The sequence below is a fragment of the Bradyrhizobium sp. NBAIM08 genome (assembly GCF_020193935.1).
Classification (GTDB): Bacteria; Pseudomonadota; Alphaproteobacteria; order Rhizobiales; family Xanthobacteraceae; genus Bradyrhizobium; species Bradyrhizobium yuanmingense.
In genome coordinates, this window is record NZ_JADYVR010000001.1 from 978,280 (window position 1) to 1,003,379 (window position 25,100).

28 protein-coding genes are annotated in these 25,100 nt (G+C 64.7%); 18 read left to right on the plus strand and 10 right to left on the minus strand.

Annotated features, from left to right (window positions below; all coding sequences use genetic code 11):
• Nucleotides 1–142 precede the first annotated feature (142 nt).
• The 3 genes from I6F37_RS04795 (at nt 143) to I6F37_RS04805 (ending at nt 2,326) form a co-directional block, all read left to right on the plus strand.
• Nucleotides 143–322, plus strand: coding sequence for a hypothetical protein (locus I6F37_RS04795; protein WP_225150482.1), 180 nt, complete (start codon nt 143–145; stop codon nt 320–322).
• A 106-nt stretch (nt 323–428) separates the two neighbouring features.
• The gene (locus tag I6F37_RS04800) at nt 429–1,244 is read left to right on the plus strand and encodes a helix-turn-helix domain-containing protein (RefSeq protein ID WP_036015272.1); all 816 of its coding nucleotides are present in this window, start codon (nt 429–431) and stop codon (nt 1,242–1,244) included.
• A 104-nt stretch (nt 1,245–1,348) separates the two neighbouring features.
• On the plus strand, nt 1,349–2,326 hold the full coding sequence (locus tag I6F37_RS04805) for a tripartite tricarboxylate transporter substrate binding protein (RefSeq protein WP_036029677.1): 978 nt from the start codon (nt 1,349–1,351) through the stop codon (nt 2,324–2,326).
• Between the two features lie 40 nt (nt 2,327–2,366).
• Here the strand turns inward: I6F37_RS04805 and I6F37_RS04810 are convergent, their stop codons facing one another.
• Nucleotides 2,367–3,074: a GntR family transcriptional regulator gene (locus I6F37_RS04810; RefSeq protein WP_036029681.1), complete on the minus strand. Its 708-nt coding sequence runs from the start codon at nt 3,072–3,074 to the stop codon at nt 2,367–2,369.
• Between the two features lie 255 nt (nt 3,075–3,329).
• Here I6F37_RS04810 and I6F37_RS04815 point away from each other — a divergent pair, with 255 nt between their 5' ends.
• The 6 genes from I6F37_RS04815 (at nt 3,330) to I6F37_RS04840 (ending at nt 8,914) form a co-directional block, all read left to right on the plus strand.
• Nucleotides 3,330–4,316, plus strand: a complete 987-nt coding sequence (locus I6F37_RS04815) for an ABC transporter ATP-binding protein (RefSeq protein WP_036015276.1) — start codon at nt 3,330–3,332, stop codon at nt 4,314–4,316.
• Nucleotides 4,317–4,358: 42 nt separating this feature from the next.
• Nucleotides 4,359–5,648: a PotD/PotF family extracellular solute-binding protein gene (locus I6F37_RS04820; RefSeq protein WP_036029687.1), complete on the plus strand. Its 1,290-nt coding sequence runs from the start codon at nt 4,359–4,361 to the stop codon at nt 5,646–5,648.
• Nucleotides 5,649–5,653: 5 nt separating this feature from the next.
• Nucleotides 5,654–6,607, plus strand: a complete 954-nt coding sequence (locus I6F37_RS04825; protein ID WP_036015279.1) for an ABC transporter permease — start codon at nt 5,654–5,656, stop codon at nt 6,605–6,607.
• Nucleotides 6,608–6,610: 3 nt separating this feature from the next.
• The gene (locus I6F37_RS04830) at nt 6,611–7,489 is read left to right on the plus strand and encodes an ABC transporter permease (RefSeq protein ID WP_025037151.1); all 879 of its coding nucleotides are present in this window, start codon (nt 6,611–6,613) and stop codon (nt 7,487–7,489) included.
• A 21-nt stretch (nt 7,490–7,510) separates the two neighbouring features.
• Nucleotides 7,511–8,242 (plus strand): aspartate/glutamate racemase family protein, encoded by a 732-nt coding sequence (locus I6F37_RS04835; protein ID WP_225139821.1) that lies wholly within the window; start codon nt 7,511–7,513, stop codon nt 8,240–8,242.
• A gap of 180 nt (nt 8,243–8,422) precedes the next feature.
• Nucleotides 8,423–8,914, plus strand: a complete 492-nt coding sequence (locus I6F37_RS04840) for a hypothetical protein (protein ID WP_057029563.1) — start codon at nt 8,423–8,425, stop codon at nt 8,912–8,914.
• A 180-nt stretch (nt 8,915–9,094) separates the two neighbouring features.
• Here I6F37_RS04840 and I6F37_RS04845 read toward each other — a convergent pair whose 3' ends face one another.
• The 4 genes from I6F37_RS04845 to I6F37_RS04860 all read right to left on the minus strand — a co-directional run bounded on the left by I6F37_RS04845 (nt 9,095) and on the right by I6F37_RS04860 (nt 12,384).
• Nucleotides 9,095–9,469: a hypothetical protein gene (locus I6F37_RS04845; protein ID WP_036044002.1), complete on the minus strand. Its 375-nt coding sequence runs from the start codon at nt 9,467–9,469 to the stop codon at nt 9,095–9,097.
• A 141-nt stretch (nt 9,470–9,610) separates the two neighbouring features.
• A complete protein-coding gene (locus I6F37_RS04850) occupies nt 9,611–11,305 on the minus strand; it encodes a PAS-domain containing protein (RefSeq protein ID WP_081494643.1) in 1,695 nt (564 codons plus the stop codon).
• Between the two features lie 133 nt (nt 11,306–11,438).
• Nucleotides 11,439–11,969, minus strand: a complete 531-nt coding sequence (locus I6F37_RS04855; RefSeq protein WP_036044000.1) for a gamma carbonic anhydrase family protein — start codon at nt 11,967–11,969, stop codon at nt 11,439–11,441.
• A gap of 85 nt (nt 11,970–12,054) precedes the next feature.
• The gene (locus I6F37_RS04860; protein ID WP_036015295.1) at nt 12,055–12,384 is read right to left on the minus strand and encodes a hypothetical protein; all 330 of its coding nucleotides are present in this window, start codon (nt 12,382–12,384) and stop codon (nt 12,055–12,057) included.
• 222 nt (nt 12,385–12,606) lie between these two features.
• Between I6F37_RS04860 and I6F37_RS04865 the strand changes: the two genes are divergently transcribed.
• Both I6F37_RS04865 and I6F37_RS04870 read left to right on the plus strand, forming a co-directional pair.
• Nucleotides 12,607–13,314, plus strand: a complete 708-nt coding sequence (locus I6F37_RS04865) for a hypothetical protein (protein WP_225150483.1) — start codon at nt 12,607–12,609, stop codon at nt 13,312–13,314.
• Between the two features lie 225 nt (nt 13,315–13,539).
• Complete coding sequence (locus tag I6F37_RS04870; RefSeq protein ID WP_225150484.1) at nt 13,540–15,366, plus strand: caspase family protein; 1,827 nt, start codon at nt 13,540–13,542, stop codon at nt 15,364–15,366.
• A 325-nt stretch (nt 15,367–15,691) separates the two neighbouring features.
• Here I6F37_RS04870 and I6F37_RS04875 read toward each other — a convergent pair whose 3' ends face one another.
• Nucleotides 15,692–15,910, minus strand: coding sequence for a DUF3126 family protein (locus I6F37_RS04875; protein ID WP_007602550.1), 219 nt, complete (start codon nt 15,908–15,910; stop codon nt 15,692–15,694).
• A 131-nt stretch (nt 15,911–16,041) separates the two neighbouring features.
• Nucleotides 16,042–16,866, minus strand: coding sequence for a serine O-acetyltransferase (cysE, locus tag I6F37_RS04880; RefSeq protein ID WP_036015299.1), 825 nt, complete (start codon nt 16,864–16,866; stop codon nt 16,042–16,044).
• A 274-nt stretch (nt 16,867–17,140) separates the two neighbouring features.
• Here cysE and I6F37_RS04885 point away from each other — a divergent pair, with 274 nt between their 5' ends.
• The 3 genes from I6F37_RS04885 to I6F37_RS04895 all read left to right on the plus strand — a co-directional run bounded on the left by I6F37_RS04885 (nt 17,141) and on the right by I6F37_RS04895 (nt 19,137).
• Nucleotides 17,141–18,499 (plus strand): hypothetical protein, encoded by a 1,359-nt coding sequence (locus I6F37_RS04885; RefSeq protein ID WP_225150485.1) that lies wholly within the window; start codon nt 17,141–17,143, stop codon nt 18,497–18,499.
• Nucleotides 18,500–18,605: 106 nt separating this feature from the next.
• A complete protein-coding gene (locus I6F37_RS04890) occupies nt 18,606–18,761 on the plus strand; it encodes a hypothetical protein (protein ID WP_156447197.1) in 156 nt (51 codons plus the stop codon).
• A 148-nt stretch (nt 18,762–18,909) separates the two neighbouring features.
• Nucleotides 18,910–19,137 (plus strand): hypothetical protein, encoded by a 228-nt coding sequence (locus tag I6F37_RS04895; protein WP_146207712.1) that lies wholly within the window; start codon nt 18,910–18,912, stop codon nt 19,135–19,137.
• 56 nt (nt 19,138–19,193) lie between these two features.
• On the opposite strand, the gene I6F37_RS04900 is transcribed toward I6F37_RS04895, so the two are convergent.
• Nucleotides 19,194–19,532 carry a hypothetical protein gene (locus tag I6F37_RS04900; protein WP_225142679.1) on the minus strand — a complete coding sequence of 113 codons (339 nt, stop codon included), beginning with the start codon at nt 19,530–19,532 and terminating at the stop codon, nt 19,194–19,196.
• Nucleotides 19,533–19,714: 182 nt separating this feature from the next.
• Here I6F37_RS04900 and I6F37_RS04905 point away from each other — a divergent pair, with 182 nt between their 5' ends.
• Together I6F37_RS04905 and I6F37_RS04910 are read left to right on the plus strand one after the other, a co-directional pair.
• Complete coding sequence (locus tag I6F37_RS04905; protein WP_225150486.1) at nt 19,715–20,650, plus strand: LysR family transcriptional regulator; 936 nt, start codon at nt 19,715–19,717, stop codon at nt 20,648–20,650.
• A gap of 67 nt (nt 20,651–20,717) precedes the next feature.
• Nucleotides 20,718–21,272, plus strand: coding sequence for a protein-tyrosine phosphatase family protein (locus I6F37_RS04910; protein ID WP_141697681.1), 555 nt, complete (start codon nt 20,718–20,720; stop codon nt 21,270–21,272).
• Nucleotides 21,273–21,288: 16 nt separating this feature from the next.
• Here I6F37_RS04910 and I6F37_RS04915 read toward each other — a convergent pair whose 3' ends face one another.
• Together I6F37_RS04915 and I6F37_RS04920 are read right to left on the minus strand one after the other, a co-directional pair.
• On the minus strand, nt 21,289–22,044 hold the full coding sequence (locus I6F37_RS04915; RefSeq protein ID WP_036015305.1) for an alpha/beta fold hydrolase: 756 nt from the start codon (nt 22,042–22,044) through the stop codon (nt 21,289–21,291).
• A 118-nt stretch (nt 22,045–22,162) separates the two neighbouring features.
• Nucleotides 22,163–23,299: a hypothetical protein gene (locus I6F37_RS04920; protein WP_225150487.1), complete on the minus strand. Its 1,137-nt coding sequence runs from the start codon at nt 23,297–23,299 to the stop codon at nt 22,163–22,165.
• Nucleotides 23,300–23,607: 308 nt separating this feature from the next.
• On the opposite strand from I6F37_RS04920, the gene I6F37_RS04925 reads away from it, so the two are divergent.
• Nucleotides 23,608–23,853: a zinc-finger domain-containing protein gene (locus tag I6F37_RS04925; RefSeq protein WP_008562814.1), complete on the plus strand. Its 246-nt coding sequence runs from the start codon at nt 23,608–23,610 to the stop codon at nt 23,851–23,853.
• 20 nt (nt 23,854–23,873) lie between these two features.
• Nucleotides 23,874–25,076 (plus strand): FAD-dependent monooxygenase, encoded by a 1,203-nt coding sequence (locus I6F37_RS04930; RefSeq protein WP_225150489.1) that lies wholly within the window; start codon nt 23,874–23,876, stop codon nt 25,074–25,076.
• Nucleotides 25,077–25,100 lie beyond the last annotated feature (24 nt).

The window sequence follows — 25,100 nt, forward strand, 5'->3', positions numbered from 1 at the left end:
CAGAATGACGGTTCCTATGTGCGCTATCGAACGAAACGCCGATGAGATGGCCGCATTCATTAGGAACCTTCATCGTGCTCGCGCTTGAACCGGCATGAAAAGTCCATCACCGGGGATGCGTAGGGCGCTGCGCCAGGCGCGATTGTACGGGCACCTGCTCGTCCGCAACGACAGGCTGTATCATCCGGGCGGCAATCATCCGATCTGCTCGATACAGCTTGCACGAGAGATGGTCAGGTCAGGATGGATGACCAAGCACGACGGCGAATACGAGATCACGGCAGAGGGGCAGCTTGCCGCCGAAAGCGAACTCGGTCGCTGAGGAGCCGATGTGGCACCGTCCAATTCCCGGCCGGGGAGCCGGAGCCTGTTGACTGATCCGGCGATTGCATCATTGACTAGCGGCACGGTCCTCACAAAGAGCTGCCATGCCCTCGTTCCGTCCCGTTATCGCGTTGTCGAGAGGCCTCGAGGTCCTGCGCGTCATCAACCAGGAACGGCAATCGACCGTAGGCTCGCTGCATAAGGCGACGGGCCTCAACAAGGCAACAATCGTCCGCATGCTCGAAACGCTGGAGCATGAAGGATATGTGGTGCGGCGCGCCGAGCCGCCCAGCTATGCCCCGACCGGACGGGCGCTCCTGCTCAGCGCCGGCTACGACGAACCCAATTGGATCGGCGGTATCGCCGAACCGATGCTCAACAAGTTTCGCCAACAGATTCAGTGGCCCTCGGACGTGGCTGTGCTCGACGAGGAATCCATGGTGATCGCGCATACGACCCGGATCGGCGGTTCGCTGCTCTTCTACCGTCCGCCGGGTTTTCGCTTTCCCGTGCTGGGCACCTCGATGGGGCGCGCCTATTTGGCGTTTTGCGAACCGGCCGAGCAGGAGCGCATCGCGGCGCGCCTTGCCCTCAGCCCGGAGCCCTGGAACGACCTCGCCCGCAATCCCGCCAAACTCACCAAGGTGCTGCGCGCGATCCGGAAAGCCGGATTCGCAGTGATGGACGAGAGCTACAGCCGCCGCATCTTCGGCGGCGCCGTCTGGGCGATCGGCGTTCCCGTCGCTGTTCCGAACCGCCTGTTCGCAAGCATGAACGTGATGATGCTGCGCGAGGCCGTCAGCACCGAGGAAGGTCTCAGGCGCTTCGTGCCTCAGATGAAGAAAGTCGCCTCCGCACTGGCCGAGACGCTCAGCGCCAGGCTTGCTGCGGCAGGCCCGTCCGCGGCCGCCAAGAGCTAGCCATTTCACACCATGAAATGTTGTTTCTATTTGACTCTGCTCGTGTGACATCTCTGCCCGGCGGCCAAAGGGCGCCCAAAGACGCAACAAAACCGGAGGGGCAAGTGAGGACATTCGTCGCAATGCTGGGCGCTGCAATTGCAGGCCTGGTGCTGGCCACGGCTGACGGGGCTGCGGCCGAAGCCTGGCCGACCAAAGCAATCAAGATCGTCGTGTCGACGCCCGCTGGCGGCATCACCGATGCGTTCGCCCGCGCCTATGGCGATTACATCTCTCAGAAGCTCGGACAGCCGGTCGTCGTCGAAAACAAGACGGGAGCGAGCGGCGCGCTGGCAGCCCAATCGGTCAAGGATTCGCCGGCGGACGGCCATACGCTGATGTACACGATCTCGTCCACGCTGCTCGGAAACCGGCTGCTGCTGAAGTCGCTCGCCTACGATCCGGACAAGGATTTCACGATCGTCGCGATGACGCCATCGGGTCATCTGCCGCTGGTCGTCCATTCCGCTACCGGTGCAAAGTCCATCGAAGATTTCGTCGCCTATGCGCGCCGCAACAAGGTCACGGCCGGGTCGTATGGGATCGGTTCGTTCGCGCACATCGCGATCGCCGAGCTCAATCGCCAATACGGCCTCGACATCTCCATCGTGCATTACCGCGGCGAAGCGCCGATGTGGCAGGACCTGGCGGCCGGCGTCATCCAGGCCGCGACCGGCAGCTACCAAGCCGCGCTTCCGGTCCTTGATACCGGCGTCGGCCGTGCGATCGCTGTTCCGTCACTGGTTCGCATGAAGAAGCTGCCGGACACCAAGACGTTCACCGAGCAGGGGGTCACCGGCAAGGTCTTCCAGCTGACCAGCTTCACGACCCTGGTGGCGCCCGCTGCGACGCCGACCGACCGGATCGAGCTGCTCGCCAAGCTGATGGTCGAAGGCGGCAAGACCGAGCGTGTCCAGAAGCTGCTGGAGGCCTTCGGGGTCGATGCGCCGGCAATGGACCGCGCATCCTCGGTCGCCCTCTACGAAAAAGAAGGGCCGGTCTGGCTGGAATCGATCAAGAATCTCGGATTGGAGCCACAATAGCGTCCGGACCCGCCGATCCCGTGCGCTGGCGACGCCCTTCTCACGCCCCCAGCACGTCCGCCAGCCGCAATTCATCGGCGGCGGGATCCTTCAGGAACAGCTCCGCCTCGATCTCGTTCAGGTGCGACAGCATCAAGGCGCCGGCGCGCGCCTTGTCGCGCTTGCGGATCGCGGCGGCGATCCCGGCGTGATGATCGGTGCCGCACGCGGGCGTGTCGTGACGGCGGTACAGCAGGATGATGAGCGAGGAGCGCGCGATCAGCTCCTTCAGGAAGCCAAGATAGATGCTGTGGCCGCTCATCTCGGCGACGAGACGATGAAACTCGCCGGACAGACGGACGGAGGCGCGGGCATCGCCGCGCAACTCGGCCTCGCGTTCTTCCGTGAGATGGTGCTGCAGGCGATCGAGCCAGGCCGGCGAAACCGCGTCAATGGCGCGGTCCACGATGCTGGGCTCGATCAGGCGCCGCGCCTCGAACACCTCGCGGGCATCAGCCGGCGTCGGGCGCGCAACGAAAGCGCCGCGATTCTTCTCGATATTGACGATGCCCTCATGCGCAAGCTGCTGCAGCGCTGAGCGCACCAGCGTCCGGCTTGCGCCGTAGATGTCGCCGATCTCGTCCTCCCCGAGCTTGGTGCCGGGCAGCAGGCGATGCTCGAGGATCGCGGCAGTCACACCCTCCCGGATACGGCTGACGCGATCGCTCGCGTCTGGCGCATCGGGTTTCTGGCGGGTCTTGGCGGCCATGATTGTGAGGCTCGATCGACGAACGTTCGGCCTGCAATGTTAGTCGACGAGCTGTATCCAATCACAGGCGAAACTTTATACAATCTTCGCCCGTTTTGTGTGCAGCTGGCTGCACGGGTGACGGCCCGACATTGGGCCGGAATCGATCTAACGATCTGACTCCGCTGCACAGTTTCTGAAATTCGCATCGTCGCGGGCTGTTGGCACGGACCTTGCGGAGAGAGGCGGGACGCAACGCCCCTCCTCGGACACGCCATGGCCATTCCCGCCGCTCTCGAACTGGTCGCCGTCACCAAGCGCTACGACGCCACGCTGGCCGTTGACAACGTCAACCTGAAGATCCCGGCCGGCACCTATTGCTGCCTGCTCGGCCCCTCCGGCTGCGGCAAGACCTCGACGCTGCGCATGATCGCAGGTCACGAGGCGGTCAGCGAAGGCGACATCATCCTCGGCGCGCAGAACGTCACCGACCTCGAGCCCGCCAAGCGCGGCACCGCGATGATGTTCCAGTCCTACGCTCTGTTTCCGCACCTCTCCGTGCTCGACAACGTCGCCTTCGCCCTGAAGATGCGCGGCATCGACAAGCCGACGCGGCACAAGCGCGCCGGCGAATTGCTCGAGCTGGTCGCGATGAGCCAATATGCAGGCCGTCTTCCGGCGCAGCTCTCCGGCGGCCAGCAGCAGCGCGTCGCGCTCGCGCGCGCGCTGATCACCGAGCCGCAGATCCTCCTGCTCGACGAGCCGCTCTCGGCGCTCGATCCGTTCCTGCGCGTCAAGATGCGCGGCGAGCTGAAGCGGCTGCAGCGCGAGCTCGGCATCAGCTTCATCCAGGTTACCCACGGCCAGGAAGAGGCGATGGCCCTCGCCGACCACATCGTGGTGATGAACCACGGCAGGATCGAGCAGCAGGGCACGGCGCGCGACATCTTCCATCGTCCCCGCACCGAATTCGTGGCCCGATTCATCGGCGGACACAACGTGCTCAGCGACGCCGGCAATCTCATCGCCGTTCGCGCCGATCAGCTCGGCATCGTGCCGTTCGTCGACGGCGCCTTCGGCGCGCCGGCGCTGCTGACCCAGACCGAGTACCAGGGCTCCTACATCGCCGTCTCGCTCACGCTCGACGACGGCACCGCCCTGTTCTCCCACGTTCCCGAGGCCGCCTTCGACGTGCATCCGTTCCGTCCGGGCGATCGCGTGCTGGCGACCTGGGATCCCGCCAAGGCGCAACGCCTGCAATAGCACCCTTCACCACGGAATGCGCAACACAGAGGAGTGAGCGAAATGACCGAGACGACCAGGAAGACCGGCGTCAGCCGCCGCACGCTATTGAAGGGCACCGCGGGTCTCGCCGGCCTCGCCGCCGGCTCCGGCGCGATCACCGGCTTTCCCTACGTGAAGTCGGCCGATGCGAAGGTGCTCCGCTATCTCGGCACGGCCGTGAACGAGGGCGACGACATCGCCAAGCAATGCCTGAAGGACACTGGTATCAAGATCGAATACATCACCGCAACCACGGACGACGTCACCAAGCGCGTAATGACCCAGCCGAATTCCTTCGACGTGCTTGATACCGAATATTTCTCGCTGAAGAAGCTGGTGCCGTCGGGCAACATCCTTGCGCTCGACGCCAAGAAGATCAAGGAGTTCGGCAACATCACGCCCGTCTTCACCAAGGGCGAGACGCCCGGCGGCAAGAAGATCGGCGGCCAGGGCACCGCGCCCTGGAAGGTGCTCTATCTCGAAGGCAAGGACTCCAAGAAGTTCGCGACGTCGGCGACGGAATTCGTCACGCTGATCCCGACCGTCTACAACGCCGACACGCTCGGCATCCGCCCCGACCTGATCAAGCGTCCGATCACCACCTGGGCCGAGCTACTCAACCCCGAATTCAAGGGCAAGGCTTCAATCCTCAACATCCCCTCGATCGGCATCATGGATGCCGCCATGGTCGTGGAAGCCTCCGGCAAGTACAAATATGCCGACAAGGGCAACATGACCAAGGAAGAGATCGATCTCACTATGAAGGTGATGACCGAGGCCAAGAAGGCCGGCCAGTTCCGGGCCTTCTGGAAGGACTTCAACGAGAGCGTCAACCTGATGGCCTCGGGCGAGACCGTGATTCAGTCGATGTGGTCACCGGCGGTCACCAAGGTGCGCTCGATGGGCATCCCCTGCACCTTCCAGCCGCTGAAGGAAGGCTACCGGTCCTGGGCTTCCGGCTTCTGCGTGTCGAAGGGCGTCTCGGGTGCCAAGCTCGAATGGGCCTATGAATTCGTGAACTGGTTCCTGTCGGGCTTTGCCGGCGCCTATCTCAACCGCCAGGGCTATTACTCCGCCGTGCTCTCCACCGCGAAGGCCCACATGGAGCCCTACGAATGGGCCTACTGGATGGAAGGCAAACCGGCCGAGAAGGACATCAAGGCGCCCGACGGCTCGCTGCTTGAAAAGGCCGGCGCGGTGCGTGACGGCGGCTCCTACGAGGATCGCATGGGCGGGGTCGCGTGCTGGAACGCCGTGATGGACGAGAACGACTACATGGTCCGCAAGTGGAACGAGTTCATCGCGGCGTAACGGACATGTCGGAAGAGGTCCTGCAACAGGCAGCCCCGGGCTTGATCCCGGGGTCGGGCACAGCGCGCGCCGCAAAGCCGACGCGCCTGTCGCCGTCCTTCATCTCCTGGCTCCAGGCCGGACCGATGATGCTGGTGTTTCTCGCGTTCTTCCTCATTCCGCTCGTCTTCGTCGTCATCGTCTCGTTCTGGGACTACAACGAATACCAGCTGCTGCCGGCTTTCTCCGGCCGCGGCTACACCGACACGTTCGAAGGCTGCATCGCGCAGCTCCCTGAGCTCTGCACCATCGCCAAGACCTATCTGAAGACGCTGAAGCTCTGCTTCCTGGTCTGGGCCATCACCCTCTTCGTCGGCTTCTGGGTCGCCTACTTCCTCGCCTTCCACGTCAAGTCCAAGACCTGGCAGATGGGCTTGTCGCTGCTCTGCACGATCCCGTTCTGGACCTCCAACGTGATCCGCATGATCGCCTGGATCCCGCTGCTCGGCCGCAACGGCCTCGTGAACACCGGCCTGATGAAGACGGGCCTGATCAACCATCCCGTGGAATGGCTGCTGTTCTCCGAATTCTCAGTGGTGCTGGCACTGGTGCACCTCTTCACCTTCTTCATGGTGGTGCCGATCTTCAACTCGATGGTGCGCATCGACAAGTCGCTGATCGAGGCCGCCTATGATGCCGGCGCCAGCGGTTTCCAGACCCTCGTCAACGTCATCATTCCGCTAGCCAAGCCCGGCATCGTGATCGGCTCGATCTTCGTCATCACCATCGTGATGGGCGACTTCATCACCATCGGCGTGATGGGCGGCCAGCAGATCGCCGCCGCCGGCAAGATCATCGAGACGCGGGTCAACGCGCTGCAATTCCCCGCCGCCGCGGCCAATGCCGTGATCCTCCTCGCAATCACCTTCCTGATCATCACCATGATGTCGCGCATCGTCGACATCAAGAAGGAGCTCTAGAGCATGAAGGAAGGACGCCCGCGCTCGTTCTACGTGCTCGCGATCTTCTTCGCGGCCTATGTGCTGTTTCTCTATGGGCCGATGATCGCGATCTACGTGCTGTCGTTCCAGGGGCCGCAGGGCGGCCTCACCTTCCCGATGAACGGCGTATCGACCTTCTGGATCGCAAAATTGTTCCAGGGCACCGGCATCGTCGATCTCGGTGCCGCCTTCCGCCGCTCGCTGCTGCTCGGCATCGTCGTGATGATCGTCACCGTCGTGCTGTCGGTCGCCGCCGGCATGGCGTTCCGGCGCAAGTTCAAGGCGCAGAGCATCCTGTTCTACTCGGCGATCGCCAGCCTCATCGTGCCCTCGATCATCACCTCGCTCGGCATCTCGCTCGAGTTCCGCATCATCGACGACCTGATCAAGGCGCATTGGAACGAGAATTTCGAGACCTCGATGGGCCTGCTGACGTCCGGGCTCGGCGCGCACCTGACCTGGACGCTGCCGTTCGGGCTGCTCATCATGTTCGCGATCTTCAACCGCTTCGATCCGCGGCTGGAAGAGGCCGCGCGCGATCTCGGCGCGACACCGTGGCAGACCTTTCGTCATGTCGTGCTGCCGATCATCCTGCCCTCGGTGATCGGCATCGGCCTGTTCGGCTTCACGCTGTCCTGGGACGAGCTCGCACGCTCCAGCCAGGCGATCGGCGCCGTGAACACGTTGCCGCTGGATCTTCAAGGCCTCACCACCACCGTGACCAACCCCGACATCTACGCGCTCGGCACCGTGATCTCGGCGGTCTCGTTCACGGTCATCACGCTTGCGCTCGGCACCATTCACGTGCTCAACAAGCGGCAGGCGGCCAAGGGCTCGGACGCCGGCAAGGGACTCGTCTGAGATAAGGACTCGTCTGTTCCAATGCGGCTTCACGTCGTCAACCCCAACACAACGGCGTCGATGACGGCGAAGATCGCCGCTGCCGCGCGCAGCGTTGCCCTCGCGGGCACCGTGATCGATGCGCGTCAGCCGGCGATGGGTCCGGTCTCGATCGAGGGGTTTTACGACGAAGCTTTCGCGGTGCCCGGCATGCTCGGCTGCATTCGCGAGGCCGATCGCGACGGCGCGGACGCACACATCATCGCCTGCTTCGACGACACCGGCCTGGATGCCGCGCGCGCCGCCGCCAAAGCGCCTGTGATCGGCATCGGCGAGGCCGGCTTCCACCTCGCGAGCCTGATCGCGGCGCGCTTTGCCGTGGTGACCACGCTCGGCGTCTCCATCGTGCCGATCGAGCACAATCTGCGGAAGTACGGCCTGGCCGAACGCTGTGCCCGCGTCCGTGCCGCCGAGGTCCCCGTGCTGGCGCTGGAAGAGCGCAACATTGATGCGCTCGGCAAGATCTCAGCGGAGATCACCGCCGCCGTCCGTGACGACCGGGCAGAAGCGATCGTGCTCGGCTGCGCCGGCATGGCCGATCTCGCAGGCGAGCTCGCCGCCGCGCACGGCCTGCCCGTGATCGACGGCGTCGCGGCCGCGGTGACGCTGGCGGAATCACTGGTGCGACTTGGACTGAAGACCTCCCGGCTCGGGCCCTATGCGGCACCGCGCGCAAAGAGCTATTCCGGGCCGTTCTCGCAATTTCAGCCTTGATCCCTGCCCGCTGCGCGGCGCTCCCGGGCTGCAAGAGCCGCTGATCACTGGTTTTTTGCCGCTCAGCCTCTTTTTGGTCCCATTCCTTGCCGAAACGTAAGGCTTTCGGGACGCCCCGGTGACCCCTCTGGGTTGCCGGTCTTCGCCACTCACCAAGTTTCAATTTGGGTTTTGTCAGCGATGATCGATCTCGCCCAGGACAGGCCGTCCAACACCCTCCTTCGCCTTGGCGCCCAGCCGATCGCGCTGACTGCTGCAGCCCTCCTGCTGCTGATCGCGGGCGTGACGTCGATCGCAATCTGGCGGGCCTATACCGGTGCCGCCCCCGAGAGCGACCGGGTGGTGGCCTCGCGGCAGCTTCAGGCCCGCACCGCCCAGGCCTCCGAGCAGCTGGTCGAGAAGACCAAGGGGCTGGAGGCGACCCAGCAGGAATCGATCGACCAGCTCCAGGTGGTGCAGGACCAGCTTCAGACGATGAAGCGGCTGCTGGCGGCGCAACAGGCCGACACCAAGCGCCTGTCGGAGCAGGTTACGGCCTTGAACGAATCCATCGACGGCTTGCGGCAGTCCTTTGCCAGTGCACGGGCGACCGAGGTCGAGACTCCATCGGTTACCCGCAGGAAACCAGCGCGGCGCGTCCACGCCAGCGCCCGCAAGCGCTCGGGCGGCTGAGCCGGGCACGGTGCGGGAACTTTATTTTCGCCACTTGTGAACTGGATCACATTCGCCGGTATGATTCCGCGCGATGCTCGCCGTTACCGGATGGCGTGAGCCGATTTCAATATCCGGGGCTGGCAAGGTCGTTGACGGTATACTGCGTCAACGACCTTGTTTTTTAACAGCTATTTCGCCTCACTCGCAGACGTCGACTTGGCGGTAGCGCCATCCCGACGGGGTCATGACGCGCTTGCGCACGACGTAGCAGCCGCCATAACCGTCGTTGTAGCCGACGCCATAATAGGTGGGGCCGCCGTAATAGGGGTAGCCGTAGCCGTAATAACCGCCGTAGTAGCCGGCGCCGGCGAGACCTACCCCGATCCCGACCCCTGGCCAGAAGCCGCCGCCATGCCAATGACGGTGCCCCCAGCCATGGAAGCCGCCACCATGGAAACCACCGCCGTGAAAACCTCCACCACGTCCGAAACCGCCGCCCGCCTCGGCCTTTTGGGGCGCCGACAGCCCGACCGCCGCCACGGCCAGCGCCGTCATCATCATCCTGCGTAACATCACTCGATCCTCCGCGTGGAGGTTGCTCCACGCTTCAAAGCAGGACCAAGCTACCGTCAGTCGGTCATTCGTGACAGCCACACTGTCTCACTTCCGCGCGAGCATCGGCAGCCCGCGGCAGATGCGAGCTGCCGCCGGCCGCTATGCCGCCGCTGCCGGCCGTTCGGTCCGATCCTCGACCATGGTCACGAACATGTGGGACTCCTCACCGGCGCCCCCCACCTGGATGCGGCGGGCGCAGATGACGCGGCGCCCGCGGACGGGATTATCGATGGTATCGATGATCGGCTCGAGCTGCTGCCGCTGTGCGAGCAACTGCTGGTCGCGCCGCTCGATCAATTCGGCAGCCTCCACGGAGAACAATTCCCGCGCCGTCTTGCCGATGATCTCGCCGCGCGACATGCCGATCATCTTCTCGGCGGCCTTGTTGACAAAGACGTAGCGCAGATTGCGCGCGTCCTTGGCGATGATGCCCTCGGCCACGTTCTCGATGATAGTGGCGAGAAAGCGCTCCATCCGTTCGAGAATGCGTTCGCGGTGGCGCTGTTCCGTGACGTCCTCCTGCACCGACACCCAGCCGCCGCCGTCCATCGGGCGCTCGTAGATCTTGATGATGCGGCCGTCGTTCAGCGCGATCTCGTACGACGTCGGCTGGCGTTTGGCGATGCGGTCGAGCACCGCCGCGACGTATTTCGTGACGTCGCCGCTGAACAATCCGCTCTCGACCCTGTGCTGGAGGATCTCCTCGAGACTCGACCCGGTCTGGATCGTCTCAGGCAGATTGTAGATCCTGCGGTAATTGGCGTTCATCGCGACCACATTGGCCTTGCCGTCGAGCATGATCAGCCCCTGCGGCATGTTGTTGATCGCTGCCGAAAGCTGCCACTTCTTGGCCTGGTACTTGTCGTTGAACTTGTCGCGCTCGGTCATCGCCGCGTCGCGCGCCTGCGCAGTGCCGAGCTCGAGCTCCTCGAGCTCGAAGATGCGCGCCACCGCGTCACGGAAATTCTGCACCGCGCGCGCAAGGCGCCCGATCTCGTCGTGACGGCGCAGATGCGGCACCTCGCTCTTGACGTCGCCCTGCGCGATCCGGTCGGTCGCCTGCGTGATATCGGCGAGCGCGCCGACCACCGAGTTCCGCATGACGACGACGTTCAACGCCGCGAGCATCAGCGCCACGAGCCCCAGCGCGAACAGATAGGCGGCTGCGTAGCGGTGGCTGTCGGCGAGTTCGTCCGCCTCGCGGGCGCGCTGTTCGTAGATGCGCTCGAGCGCTTCGAGATCGCTGTTGAGCTTGCTGCGCAGGGTGCGATTGGCGTCGTTGTCGCCCCACTCGCGGGCCGCGGCCGGGCTGATCTCGACGCCGCGGCGCACCAGCTCCTGGCGGAAGTCGATGAATTGCTGGATGCGCTGGCGGAAGGAAGAGAACAGCTCGGCGTCGTCGTCGCGCACCGTACGCTCCATGCTCTTCACGGCCTCGGCGAGCTCGCGGTTGCGCCGCACCAGCCCGTCCGCGAACTGCTTCATCGCGGCACGATCGGCGGACATGTAGATGCCGCGCGATTCCATCACGACGGCGTAGATCAGGGCGTTGATGCGCCCGACGCCGACCGCCGCGTCGGCGGAGGTGGCATGCAGGTGGCGATACGTCGTCTGCAGGCGCACCGACTGGACCGACATCACCAGCAGGAAAGTGGTGACGATCGCGAGAAAGGCGGCGATGCTGTAGACCTTCTCCGCAACGGTCAGCGCGTCGGCGCCGCGCACGAAACGGACCAATTTCTTCAAGAATTTGGTTCCGGCACCGAGGCCGGATTCCAGCGCCGCAGCTCCCATGGCGCCGCTCCTCCTGGTTGAAAACGCTGGATGATAAGCGTGATCGCGCTAGCAGAGGATTAAAGCACCAACCTGTATTCTTACGGCATCGAGCCGTGGCCCGGCTGGGGCGAAGCGCGGCCGGGCGGGCCGGTCAGCCGATCCGCTTCAAGCCCTGCTTGAAGCGCGGACCGTTGGCCACGTAGAACCGGGCCGCGCTCCCCATCTTCTGCACCTGGGCGTCGTCGAGGGTGCGGATCACGCGCGCGGGCGAGCCGATGATCAGCGAGCGCTCGGGGAACTCCTTGCCCTCGGTGATGACGGAGCCCGCGCCGACGATGCTGTTGCGGCCGATCTTTGCCCCGTTCATCACGATCGAGCCCATGCCGATCAGCGCGCCCTCCTCGATGGTGCAGCCGTGCAGGATGACGTTGTGGCCGACCGTGCAATTCCTGCCGATGACAAGCGGAAAGCCGAGATCGGTGTGGCAGGTCGAGCCGTCCTGCACGTTGGCGCCCTCGCCGACCTCGATCCACTCATTGTCGCCGCGCAGCACCGCGCCGAACCAGACGCTCGCGCCCGGCTTCAAGCGCACCCGGCCGATCACGGTCGCGGTCTCGGCGATGAAATAATTGCCGTCGGCGGGAAGGTCGGGCGCCTGCCCGTCGAGCTCGTAGATGGCCATTGGCTGTCTCCTGTCGCGTTGACGATTGGCATAGCCAAACGGCAGCCGCGACGCAAAGGGCCGGCCGCGCTCGAGGCACTTCGGATCAGACCAGAAGGCCGGCGGCGCGCAGCGTCATCAGGAAGAAGGTGCCGCTCATCATGCTCCAAAAGGCAGCGATGACGGTCGCCATCATCACGAATTCCATGCGGCGGCTTTCCACCCGCACGCCGCGCAGCGTGTTGCGCATGATGATGAAGGGCGCGGCGAACACCAGGAAGGGAACTGCCGCGAAGGTTTTCGGGGCCACGCCGTCCTGCAGCAGGCCGAAGCCGGCTGGCCGCTGCGCCAGCGCCTGGTATCCGTTCACGAGCGCGCCCGCGAGCGCGAAACCGATGCCGATCGAGAAGAAGGTGTTGAGAGCTTCAGGTGTCATCGGAAGTGCTCCGCCCTTACACAACGCGCGTGCCTTCCTGTGACAAACAGAGCCCGTTAACGCTACATTATCCTTAAGGAAAGGTTAACGCGGCCGGCCGTCCCATGCAGGGGCCGTCCCGATCCAAGCGGCCGGGAACGCTGCGCGAAAGCGCCGTCGCATGGCATATTCGCGGCTGATTCGTCGGCCATCGGCCGACCTCCGGTCGACCTCGCACAATTCATGGCATTGTTCTCGGCAGCTCCCCTCAGGTCCCCCCGCACGCGCACCCGGGCGCATGTCGTGCCGATCGTGCTCGGCGGCGCGGCGGCGGTCGCAGCTGTCGCGCTCGTCGCCTATCTGCTGTGGCCGACCTGGGGCAGCCGGGGCGCGAACGCGCCGGACAAGCTGCCGGTGAGCGTCGGCGGCACGTTGTTCAACCTGCCGGTGACCGCGATCCGGATGAAGATCCAGCGGCACTCGGGGCCGCAGGAGCGCATCGATCTCGACTTCCTCTATCCCTCGCTGGAGCCGCCCGGCGCGCCCAAGCACGTCACCTCCGACACGGCGGAAGCGGCGCTGCAGTCGATCGACCGCATCTTCCTGTCGATCGCAGCCCATCACGATGCGCTCTCGCCCGAGCAGCGCACGGCCACGATCTATCCGCGCTATCTCGACCAGGCCGCGGCAAGCCCTGCGGACGGCCTGACGATGCGGATGTTCCGCACCGACACGCCCTACGGCAGCGAGGACCTCTATTCGGCTGCGAGCCCCGCGCTCACCGCGCGCTGCACGCGCGATGCCGCCACCCCCGGCATGTGCCTCGCCGAGCGCCGCATCGGCGGCGCCGACCTCACCTTCCGCTTTCCACGAAGCTGGCTGTCGCAATGGCGCGAGGTGGCGGAGGCGATGGAGAGGCTGACCGCGCAGCTGCGCGGGCCGCGGAGCTGAGCGGGGGCAGCTGGAGTCTCCAAAATAGAAAAGTCGAAAACAACCCCATGCACAGTAGCCAAGCGTGGGCAGCATCGACTCGTTTCGTTTTTTTCGAATAGCGATTGACCTGTCGGGGCAAAACAGGGCATGATGGCCGCGTTGATGTGTGACTAATGTCACTGATCATAGATTGCGTTTGGCCATCCTGCGAATAATCTGACGCTATTGCATTCGGGGGCTGGAATGCGGCTTCGGCTGTTTGTTTTGTTGATTTTTGCGATGTGGGTCGGACCGGCGCTGGCCGAGAAGCGCGTCGCGCTCGTCATGGGCAACTCGGCCTACAAGAACGTGGCGCGGCTGACGAACCCCGCGAACGATGCCGCCCTGGTCGGCGGCATGTTCAGGAAGGCCGGGTTCGACACCATCGACATCAAGCTCGACCTCAGCGCCGCCGACATGCGCAGGTCGTTGCGCGAATTTGCGGGCCGGACGCGCGATGCCGACGTCGCCGTCATCTACTATGCGGGACACGGCATCGAGCTGGACGGAACCAACTATTTGATCCCCACTGATGCCGCACTCGAAACGGACGGCGACGTGCTGGACGAGACCGTCGCACTCGACCGCGCACTCTTTGCCGTCGAGCCGGCCAAGCAACTGCGGCTCGTCATTCTGGATGCCTGCCGGGACAATCCTTTCGCCAAGACGATGAAGCGGACGGTCGCGTCCCGCGCGATCGGCCGCGGCCTTGCCAAGGTCGAGCCGACCAGCCCAAACACTATGATTGCCTTCGCCGCGAAAGCAGGCTCGACGGCGTCCGATGGCGACTCCAAGAACAGCCCGTTCGCGGCGGCTCTCGTCGAACGCCTGCCAACGCCCGGGCTCGATCTGCGCAAGGCGTTCGGCTTCGTGCGCGACGACGTGCTCAAGAATACCGGCTATAAGCAGGAGCCATTTGTGTACGGCTCGCTCGGCGGTGACGACGTGGCCCTGGTTCCGGCCAAGCCGGCCGCGACCGGGCCTCAAGCCAACCCTGATAGCGACATCCGGCGCGACTATGAATTGGCGCTCCAGCTCGGCACGCGCGACGTCTGGACCGCATTCCTCAATCGTTATCCGAGCGGCTTCTATACCGACCTCGCCAAGGCTCAACTCAACCGGATCTCCGCCGAAGACGCCCGCGCTGCAGCGGCCGAGAAGGCGCGGGCGGCGGAGGAGGAGAAGGCAAAGCTTGCCGCCGAACGGGCCAAGAAGGCCGAGCAGGAGAAAGCCGCTGCAGCGGCCAAGGCTGCCGAAGACGCTCGGATCGCCGCGGAGAAGGCCAAGCAGATCGAAGAGGCCAAGGCGGCCGCCGCCGAGCAGCGCAGGAAAGATGCAGAAGCAGCCGCCAAGGCGCTGGCCGACAAGCAGGCTGCCGAGAAGGCGCTGGCCGAAAAGATCGCCAGCGAAAAGGCAGCGGCTGAGCTAGCCGCCAAAGAGAAGGCTCAGCGTGACGCTGAGCAGAAGGTCGCGGCCTTGGCCCCTGCTCAATCGGCGCCGAGTCTGTCGCCGCAGGAGACGGCCAAACTCGTGCACTCAGAACTGCGCCGCGTCGGATGCCTCGCGAGCAATGCGGACGGCGACTGGAATGCGACCTCCCAGCGTTCGCTCAGCCTCTTCAACAAATATGCCGGCACGAAGTTCGACGCCAAATTCGCGAGCTTCGAGGCGCTCGATGCGATCAAAGCCAAGCCGGGCCGGGTCTGCCCGCTGGTGTGCAATTACGGCTTCAAGGCGGACGGCGATACCTGCGTGAAGATCACCTGCCGCACGGGCTATCGCATCAATGACGACAATGAATGCGAGAAGATGCCCGACAAAAAGCCTGTGGCAACGCGCGAAGTCGGTAAATCGCGGGACGACGAGCGCAAGAAGGTTGAGGCCACGCCCTCGAAGCCTCAGGCCACGGGACAAATCTATTGCAGCAGCGCGGGCTGTCGTCCAGTCCGGCCGGGCTGCCGACTTGAGGCGGGGACAGGAATTGGAAGGACCAACAACATCGGTGCTGGTAACGCCGAAATCTGCAATTGAGCACGTAAAGCCCAGAATCCTTCCGCGGAAAATTTCCTGGATTGCTTCGCTTCGCTCGCAATGACGGGTGTTGAGAGAGCGCGCCTCGATCTCAATGCGTGCCCTGGACGCAGCGCAGCTGCTTCGACCGTGCGCTGCTGAGTTGGGGGCCATGCTGGAGAGATGGGGTGTGTGGCTTCTGGGTCCCGGCTCTGCACTGCAACGCCATAGCGAGTCGAAAGACGCGCGTAAACGCGCTTATGGAGCGTTGCAGTGCGTCCGGGACACGAGAGCGCCGCGCGGGAGCGAAGACTCGGCTTCGCTCGCGACGACGGCATGACAACAATTATTCCTGATCCACCAAATCGTCCTCGAGTATCGCCATCTGGAACTGGAACGAGCGATCATCGTCCTCGTCGTCGACGAAGAGCACACCGATGAATTCCTCGCCGATATAGACTTCGGCGGAATCGTCCTTCTTCGGCCGCGGCACGACGCGGATCTTGGGATTGCCGAATACGCGCTTCAGATACGCATCCAACTTTCTGACTTCTTTGACGTCCACGGCAAGTCTCCGATCGAAAATGGTCGGCGGGTTTTAGGACGAGATGCGGCGAACCGCCAGCACGAATTGTCAAAGAATTTGAGGACGAAAAGGGCCGGAAAATCCGGCCCTTCGCTGCATCAAGAGCCCTATCAGAGCCCCATGGCGTTGATCATCTGATCCATGGTGCGCGACGGCTCGGCGCAGCCGGCTTCGCCGACGATCTTGGCCGGAACGCCTGCAACCGTGACGTTGTGCGGCACCGGCTTGACGACGACCGAACCGGCGGCGATGCGCGCGCAATGGCCGATCTCGATGTTGCCGAGAATTTTCGCGCCGGCGCCGATCAGCACACCGTGGCGGATCTTGGGGTGACGATCCTCGTTCTCCTTGCCGGTACCGCCGAGCGTGACGCCGTGCAGGATCGAGACGTCGTCCTCGATCACAGCCGTCTCGCCGCAGACGAAGCCGGTGGCGTGGTCGAGGAAGATGCCGCGGCCGATGCGCGCGGCGGGATTGATGTCGGTCTGGAACACCGCCGAGGATCGGCTCTGAAGGTAATAGGCGAAATCCTTGCGGCCCCTCAGATAGAGCCAGTGCGCGAGGCGATGGGTCTGGATGGCATGAAAGCCCTTGAAGTAGAGCAAGGGATCGATGAAGCGCGAGGTCGCGGGATCGCGGTCGTAAACGGCAACGAGGTCGGCGCGGAAGGCGTTGCCGAGATCGGGGTCGTCGCGCAGCGCCTCGATATAGGCCTGGCGCACGAGGTCGCCCGACAGCGCGGAATGATCGAGCCGGTCGGCGACGCGGTGGACCACCGAATCCTCCAGCCGGCCGTGATGCAGCACCGCCGAATAGATGAAGGTCGCAAGCTCCGGCTCGCGGCGGACGATGTCCTCCGCTTCGCTGCGGATCCGGTCCCAGATCGGATCGAGCGATGCGAGCTTTCCTCCCGGATTGACCTGATGCACTGCCATGGGATCTGCTCTTTCGAATTGGCTGATTTTGTTGGCTCTATAGCACAGTCTAGGCGACAAAGTCCTGACGGGCTTGCCTGAGAGTGAACAGTGCCCTGCCTCGGAGATCAAGCCAAACCATTGATAAACAAGACTTTCTTCTGACGCCCCGAGCGGCAAGGTCGGCTCAAGGTGGTCAGAGTTTCGCCAAATTCAAGCCGGGCGGCGTCAAACTATTGGTGAATTCGCCTCCAACCGTTATTGCGGGCATGATCCGAGCGGGGGCAGAGCCGATTTGACCATCACCACCGATCAACTGCGCGCGCGCGCCGCGGGCTCTTTTTGGCTGCGGCTGGCCGCAATGGCCCTGCCCCTCCTGATGATCGCGCCGGCGGTCTGGAACGGCTATCCGCTGTTGCAATGGGATACCGGCGGCTATCTCGCGCGCTGGTACGAGGGCTATCTCGTCCCCAGCCGCTCCACGGTGTTCGGCCTCTATTTGCACTATGGCGAGGGTTTCGGCTTCTGGATCAACCTCGCCGCCCAGTCGCTGGCGACGCTATGGCTGCTGCAGCTCACTCTTCGCGTGTTGAGTTTGATGCAGACCTTCCGCTTCGTCGCAATCAGCCTCTCCCTGATGCTGTCGACCGCGCTGCCCTGGCTTGCGAGCATGCTGCTCACCGACATCTTTGCCGGGCTCGCGGTGCTGTCGCTGTTCCTCCTGGTGGTCGGCGCAAACCGCACCTCGGCGATCGAGAAGATCTCGCTGTTTGTCTTCACCGCCTTTGCCGCGGCGACCCACAGCGCCACGCTCGGCGTGCTGCTCGGACTGTGCGCCGCGGGCTGGATGGCGCGGCCGTTTCTGGGCGCGCGCCTGCCGCTGGCCGGACTACTGCAGGCGAGCCTCACCATCGTCGCGGGCGGCTTGATGCTGGTGTCGGCGAATTATGCGCTGTCCGGCAAGCTGGCCTGGACGCCCGGCGGCTACGGCGTCGCCTTCGGCCGCATGATGCAGGACGGCATCGTCGCGCAATATCTCAACGACCGTTGCCCGCGCGAACGTTACAAGCTTTGTCCCTACCGCAACGAGCTGCCGGCGAGCGCCGACGAATTCCTGTGGGGCAAGAGCGTGTTCAACACGCTCGGCCGTTTCGCAGGCATGAATGAGGAGATGGGCACCATCGTCGTGCAGTCGCTGAAGGATTATCCGAGCTGGCAGGCCGGCGCGGCGCTTCGCGCGATGGGACAGCAATTGCTGCACGTGGCGACCGGCGAAGGCACCAACGGCTGGATCCCGCACACCCGCGGCATCATCGAGCGCTACATCCCCGCGCAGGCCGCAGCCATGCGCGCGGCGCGGCAGCAGAACTGGGGTGTCAATTTCGATGTCGTGAACTGGCTGCATGTCCCGGTCGCGCTGGCCTCGATGCTGGCGCTGCTCGCGCTGCTCGGCCATGCGCTGGCAAGGCGCCGGCTGGACGATCTGACGCTGCTGGCTGGGACGGTGACGCTGGCGCTGCTCGGCAACGCCTTCATCTGCGGCGTGATCTCAGGGCCCCACGACCGCTACGGCGCGCGCATGGTGTGGGTCGCGACGTTCGTGGTGCTGCTGGCCGTGGGGCGGCGGCTGGGCGAGGACGGCAAAGCAGGATGAGATCGGGGTGAAGCCTCATCGCTCCCAATCTCCTGAGGGAGTGGACGATGTGTACACATTTGCACAGTTTAATGCGGCAGCCGTCTCGGTCACGTAGGCTGTTCGCATGGACCGAGAATTCCGCCGCCTCGAACATGCCGCCCGCGAGCAAGCAGCACTGTCGGCTGACGGGCGCACCAAGGCTGCGCTGCTAGAGATCGCCGAAGAATACCGTTTGCGCGCCGACTACCTCGAAGCTCAAAAGCGCAGCCCTGCTGATTAAGTTGCAATATCGCTTGCTTGGCACTCTGACGGCATTGACTGCCAAGCCGTTGAGGAACAGTGTGTTCCATCACCGCCCGGTCCGTGGCTTCAATCGGTGACAGAGAGACCGGTTGTGCTCCCGCCCTACTCCAACAGGGAGCAGCGTCATGCCGATTCTACGGCTGATTGCGAATGTCGATCTCACCCGCGAACAGGAACATGTTCTTGAACTCGCCTTCAACCATGCCTTGCGCAAGCTCGACCTGGTGGATCGAAGCGATCCGATCTGTGATCTTCTCGCCAAGAGGATGATCGACATTCACATGCGCGGCGTGACTGACGCTGTCGCTCTGGCCGAAATCACCGTCCGGGAAATCAGAGCACCGAAACAATAGGGCCCGAGATCGGTGACGCCGTTGAGCGACGGCGCCTGGCACTTGTCGCCATAGTTTCACATCGCCTTGGCGAGCGCGAACAGCCGGAAATCCTCAAGCGCCGCGTGCCGGTGGGGCGCCACTTCGCGCCTGTAAGTCTCGGTGTCGACGATCGAGCGGAAGGTGGCAAAGTCACCGTACTCATTGAGCGCCGCTTCGTCCCAGCGTTCGCTTGGCGAGCCGACGAGGCTCGCGAGGATCGGCCCGGAAAACATCGGCGCGATCGGCTTGCCGGCCGCAAGGCGCCGGAATGCCGGCCTGTAGCGCTCATGAAAGGCTTCACGGCCCGAGCAGGGCGCGGCGTCAAAGCCGTCCTCGTAACGCGCCTGCGCGCGGTAGCGCAGCAGATTGAGCATATAAACCGGCTGGCCGGATGGAATCGCCCGCTCGGCGGCGTCGAGGGCTTGCAGCGTAATTTCGATAGGGTTCATCGGACGTCCCGCGTTTCCAGCGCCGCAGAATGCGTGCTGATACTCCCCGATTAGCCGTTCTCGAATGGGTCTTGTAGTGACCGTCTGGCCATGGCTATGTGGACTTCATGTCCACAACGACTTTGCCTCCCGACCTTTCGCGCCTCCTCGCCTTCGTCCGCGTCGTCGAGGCAGGCTCCTTCGCCGAAGCCGCGCGGCGGGCGGGGACGACCACATCGGCGATGTCCAAGGCGGTCGCCCGCTTCGAACAGGCTCACGGATTGCGACTTTTGCATCGCTCCACCCATTCGTTGGCGCTGACCGCAGAGGGCGACCGGCTGATGTCGGCGGGACGCGCGTTGGCCGAAAGCCTCGCCCGTGTCCAATCCGCGCTCGGCGAAGTCGCGCGCGACGATGGCGGACGGGTGCGCGTGACCGCCCCCGCCTCGTTCGCGCGCGCCTGCATCCTGCCGCGACTGCCCGCGTTCCTCAGGGAACGGCCGGAAATCGAGATCGAGGTCAAATTCCGCAACGAGATTCTCGATCTCGCGGCGGAAGGCGTCGACATCGCGATCCGCACAGGGTCGCTCGATCGCGCGCCCGGTCATCAGGCACGGCGGCTTTGCACCTTCTCCTGGATCGCTTGCGCCTCGCCTGCCTATCTGAAAGCGCGCGGCGCGCCGGCCACTCCCTTCGAGCTTTCCGCGCACGAGCACGTCGGCTTCCGCAATCCCGCGAGCGGTCAGATCCTGACATGGCGCTTCGCCGATCCGCGCGGCAAAGGACCCATTCGCGTCACGCCCAAGCCCAAGCACATTTGCGACGACGCGCACGCTTCGCTGGCTCTGATCGCGAATGGGTTTGGGATCGGCTGGGGGCCAGCGTGGCTGGTTGGCGAAGACCTTCGCGCCGGCCGGCTGGTCGAGGTGCTTGCGCCCTGGCGCGCGCCTGGGGAACCCCTTTGGATGCTCCGCACCTCCGGCCGCCGCCCGCCCCTGCGCACACAGCGCGTCATATCGTTCCTCAACACGCTTCCCGCCGCGTTCAGCGACAAGGCGGTGTGAAGCAGCGGTCGTCACCGACATTCGGTCGCCAGGAAAATGAGCTCCAGGCGGCGGCTGCCGGTGAGGTGTGGATTATGCGATCCCGTCTTGCATCAACCAAGGGTTTGAGATGTCCCGATTACATTGGATCGAGATTCAAGCGGCTGGACGAATAGCGATTATGGCGCGTCCTCGCGCCGACGAGTGGTTGGAGATGGAAGTCATTGAGTGGAAGGACGCCCGAGTCGATCTGGTAGTGAGCCTTCTCGAGCGCGAGGAGGTTTCAGAGCTTGGGTTACAGCGTGAAGACGAGGTTTGTCGTTCTAACGGAATCGACTTCATCTCTTTTCCGATTCCGGATCGGGGATTGCCAGAATCGCGACCGGAGGCATCGCAGATCGCTCGCTTGTTAGCCAGCGGCTTGCGAGATGGTCGTTCTATGGCGATCCATTGTCGCGCGGGGATCGGCCGATCTTCGGTAATTGCAGCTTGCGCACTGATCTGTTCCGGAATCCAAGCGAAGGAAGCTCTTGAGCTGATTGGAGCTTCGCGGGGCTTGATCGTGCCGGACACGGATGAGCAGCGCGATTGGGTGATGACCTTTGGCCAGGCGGAGCGCGGCGATGCGCCACGTACCCGATAGGCCATGCAATGTCGCCTCAGCCGCGGCGTGACAGGAAATCGAGCACGCCGGTCTTGTAAACCTTGTCGCCGACTGCACGCATGTGGTCGCGATTGGGAATATCGAGCACTTCGGAACCCGGTATGATCGCGCCGAGCGCGCTGGCACTTCCTGCGACATCGTCGGCGCTGCCAACTGCGATCAGCACGGGCACCTCGATGCGCGCGGCCTCTTGCCTCGTCATGAGATCGCGCGTGCCGCGCAGGCACGCGGCGAGCGCGCGGCGGTCGGAGCGGGTCTGATCGGCAAAGGCGCGGAAGGTGCGGCCGACGGGATCGGTGACGTCGTCGAGCGCGGGCGCCTCCAGCGCCTTGGCGACGTTCTCGCCGGGGCCGCTGCCCTCGATCAGGCCGCCGATGCCGATGCCGCCGAGGATCGCCGAGCGCAGGCGCTGCGGCTCGTTGAGGGAGAGCCAGGCCGTCATCCGCCCGCCCATCGAATAGCCCATGATGTCGGCCTGCGGGATGGCGAGGTGATCCATCAGTGCGAGCACGTCGCCGGCCATTACGGGTATAGAATATTGCGCGGGCTCGTAGAGCTTTGCGCTCTCGCCATGGCCGCGATTGTCGAGCGCGATGACGCGGCGTCCGTTCTTGCGCAGCTCCGACACCCAGGTCGGATAGACCCAGTTCACGTTCTTGCTGGAGGCAAAGCCGTGCACCAGGATGATCGGATCGCCCTCGCCTTCGTCGAGATAGGCAATTTCAACGGCGCCGTTGTGAAAGCTCGGCATCAGCAGTTCCGTGGGATCTTGTGGGGGACAGCTCGATCTTAGAGCACGATCCGGCAAAGTGTGCAGCGGTTTTCCGGCAACATCATGCTCAAACAATAGCCCGAAGCGGATCGCGGCCTCAGGCCGTCGCGGCCGCGTTAGCCAAAGCAGCGTCGGCCGCCATCTGCGCGCGGCGCAGCCGCCGCGCCCGCCTGCGATCGCACCAGGCCTGGGTCAGGCGCTCGGTCGTCGCCTTGATGGAGGAGAGCAGGCCGAACAGCGTCACGACCGCGCCAAACAGCCACATCGCCAGATCGAACGCGCCGCCGACGAGCAGCAGCGCGCCGCGGCCGAGCAGCTTGATGATCGCGCGCGTCTTGCCGCCTTGCGCTTCCGCAAGCCGCACGGCGCGCGCGACGTCCTTGGGACCCTCGGCGATGCGGAGCGTATCCATCGCCCCGCGCGTGCCGGTCTTTCCGGCGACGCGCGTGACGTCCTTGCCGAGCCGGACCAGCGCACCGGCCTTCTCGGCCCGGAACGCGGCCTTGATCGCGCTCACGGTCTGGCCAGGGCGCAGCACCGAGCCCGATGCCACCGCGTTCCGCAGCATCGGCGCGTCGACCACCTCGCGCGCGGACCGGCCGGCCCATGCGGCGAGCCCCTCGCCGAGCCGACCGAGCTTGCGCGCATCCTTCACCAGCGTCAGTCCTGCGCGCACCGGCGCGGCACCGCCGACGGAGACATAGGTTGCCGCCGTCACCGCAAGGCCGGCCGCCGCAAGGGAGAGCACGAGGCGGTCGGTGTCCTCGCCCATGGCGAGGTGCTTGCCTTCGCGCACCACGTCCCTGATGTCGCCGAACACGAAGAGATCGCCGGCCACGGTCCCGGACAAGCTGGCGACATCGTCCGCGTTGCCGGTGACGAGACCCGTGGCGAAGCGCTTGGCGAAATGCGCGGTGGAATTCTCCGCTTTCACGGCATCAGCGACGCGGCTCAAGAGGTCGTCGGGAAGCGCGATGTTGCGCTCGCGCGCCAGCGTGACGAAACTGTCGGCGAGATCGGCATCGCCGGCGGCGAGCGCGGCCTCGATATTGTCCTGAACCAGACGGTCGTTGTGCCGGAGCAGTGCATCGAGCTTCAGCTCGGAGAGCGCGACCGGATCGTCCTGGGCAGCCAGGATCGCGCCGGCCTCGCGGGCATGCGGCGCCACCTGCGCGAGCACGAAGCCGCACACGGCCATTCCCGCCAACGCCGTACTGATTCGCAGCCACTTCATGTGGAAAAGCCCGGATGCCCTGAGATCGCTTGCGCGGAACACTACGTCTTTCGTCCCGGTTTCACGCAACCACAGAGATAGTATGCCAAAATTGCGACACAACGTCCCCGACGAAAGAAGGGCTTCTCTAGGGGCGCAAGATTGTGTCGAATTTGCATGAGCAAATGAGCATGGGGCGCTTGCGAAGCTTTTCGGTTCCGCTGGACTAGCAATCACCTGTACCCGCCAGTATGGTCCGCAGCGCCTCAAAGATGCCGCGTCAGTTCGTGATTGTGTCTGCCGCCATTGCCACTCCAGGATGAACTTCGATGTCCGACCATGTCGTCCCGCACTTCCATAACGATGCCGGTGTCCCCGTCATCGAGATCGGCTCGCAAGAGTTCATGTGCGTGGGCGCCAATCCTCCGTTCGACCATCCGCACGTCTTCCTCGACCTCGGCAACGACAACGAGATCATCTGCCCCTATTGCTCGACGCTGTACCGCTTCGCGGCCGACCTGAAGCCGGGCGAAGCCCGCCCGCCGGAATGTGTGCTGAAGGACAAGGTGGCCTGACCGCGTCCATCGGTTAAGGGGTGGCGCTCTCCCGAACGATCGTCGTCGCCGGTGCCGGCATCGGTGGCCTGACGGCCGCGCTCGCGCTCGCCGCCCGCGGCTTCCGCATCGTCGTGCTGGAGAAGGCCGAACGCCTCGAGGAGGTCGGCGCCGGCCTGCAGCTCTCGCCCAATGCCAGCCGCGTGCTGGTCGAGCTCGGCCTCACCGAACGCCTCAAGCTGCGCGCCGTCACCCCGGAAGCGCTCTCGATCATGAGCGCGCGCGCCGGCGGCGAGCTGCTGCGCATGCCGCTCGGCGAAGCCGCCTCGCTTCGCGCCGGAGCGCCCTATTGGGTGGTGCACCGTGCCGACCTGCAAGCGGCCCTCGCCGGCGCCGTCGCCGACCATCCCGACATCGACCTGAAGCTGGGCGCGACCTTCGAGGACGTCGCGCCTCACGCCAAGGGCCTGACCGTGGTCCATCGCAGCGGCACGATCCGCCGCAGCGATCTCGCCAGCGCGCTGATCGGCGCCGACGGCATCTGGTCGACGGTGCGCCAGCATCTGTTTCCCGAGGTGCAGCCGCGCTTTTCCGGCCTGATCGCCTGGCGCGGCACGCTCGATGCCACGCAATTGCCGAAGGACTATACCGCGCGCCGGGTGCAGCTCTGGATGGGGCCGAACGCCCATCTGGTCGCCTATCCCATTGCGGGCGGGCGCCAGATCAACGTGGTCGCGGTGCTGCCGGGCACCTGGAACCGGCCGGGCTGGAGCACGCCCGGCGATATCAGCGAGGTGATGGACGCCTTTGCCGGCCCGCGCTGGCCGCCGGCGGCGCGGATGCTGCTCGCCGCGGTCGACAGCTGGCGCAAATGGGCGCTGTTCGGCGTGCCGGACGGCTGCCCCTGGAGCAAGGGTTCGGTGGCGCTGCTCGGCGATGCCGTGCACGCGATGCTGCCGTTCGCAGCCCAAGGGGCCGGCATGGCGATCGAGGATGCCGCCGTGCTCGCCCGGCATTTGAGCCTGGAGGCCGCCGAGAGCAGCAAAGCGGTTGCCGCCGCGCTGACGCAATACGGCCGTGCCCGCCAGGCGCGGGTGCGGCGGGTGCAGCGGACCGCGCGGCAGCAGGGCCGCATCTATCATCTCAGCGGGCCGCTCGCGCTCGCACGCGATCTTGCGATCCGCGCGCTCGGCCCAGAGCGCATGCTGGCGCGACAGGACTGGATCTACGGCTGGCGGCCCTGATGCGGCGCGCCGCCGGCAGCATGC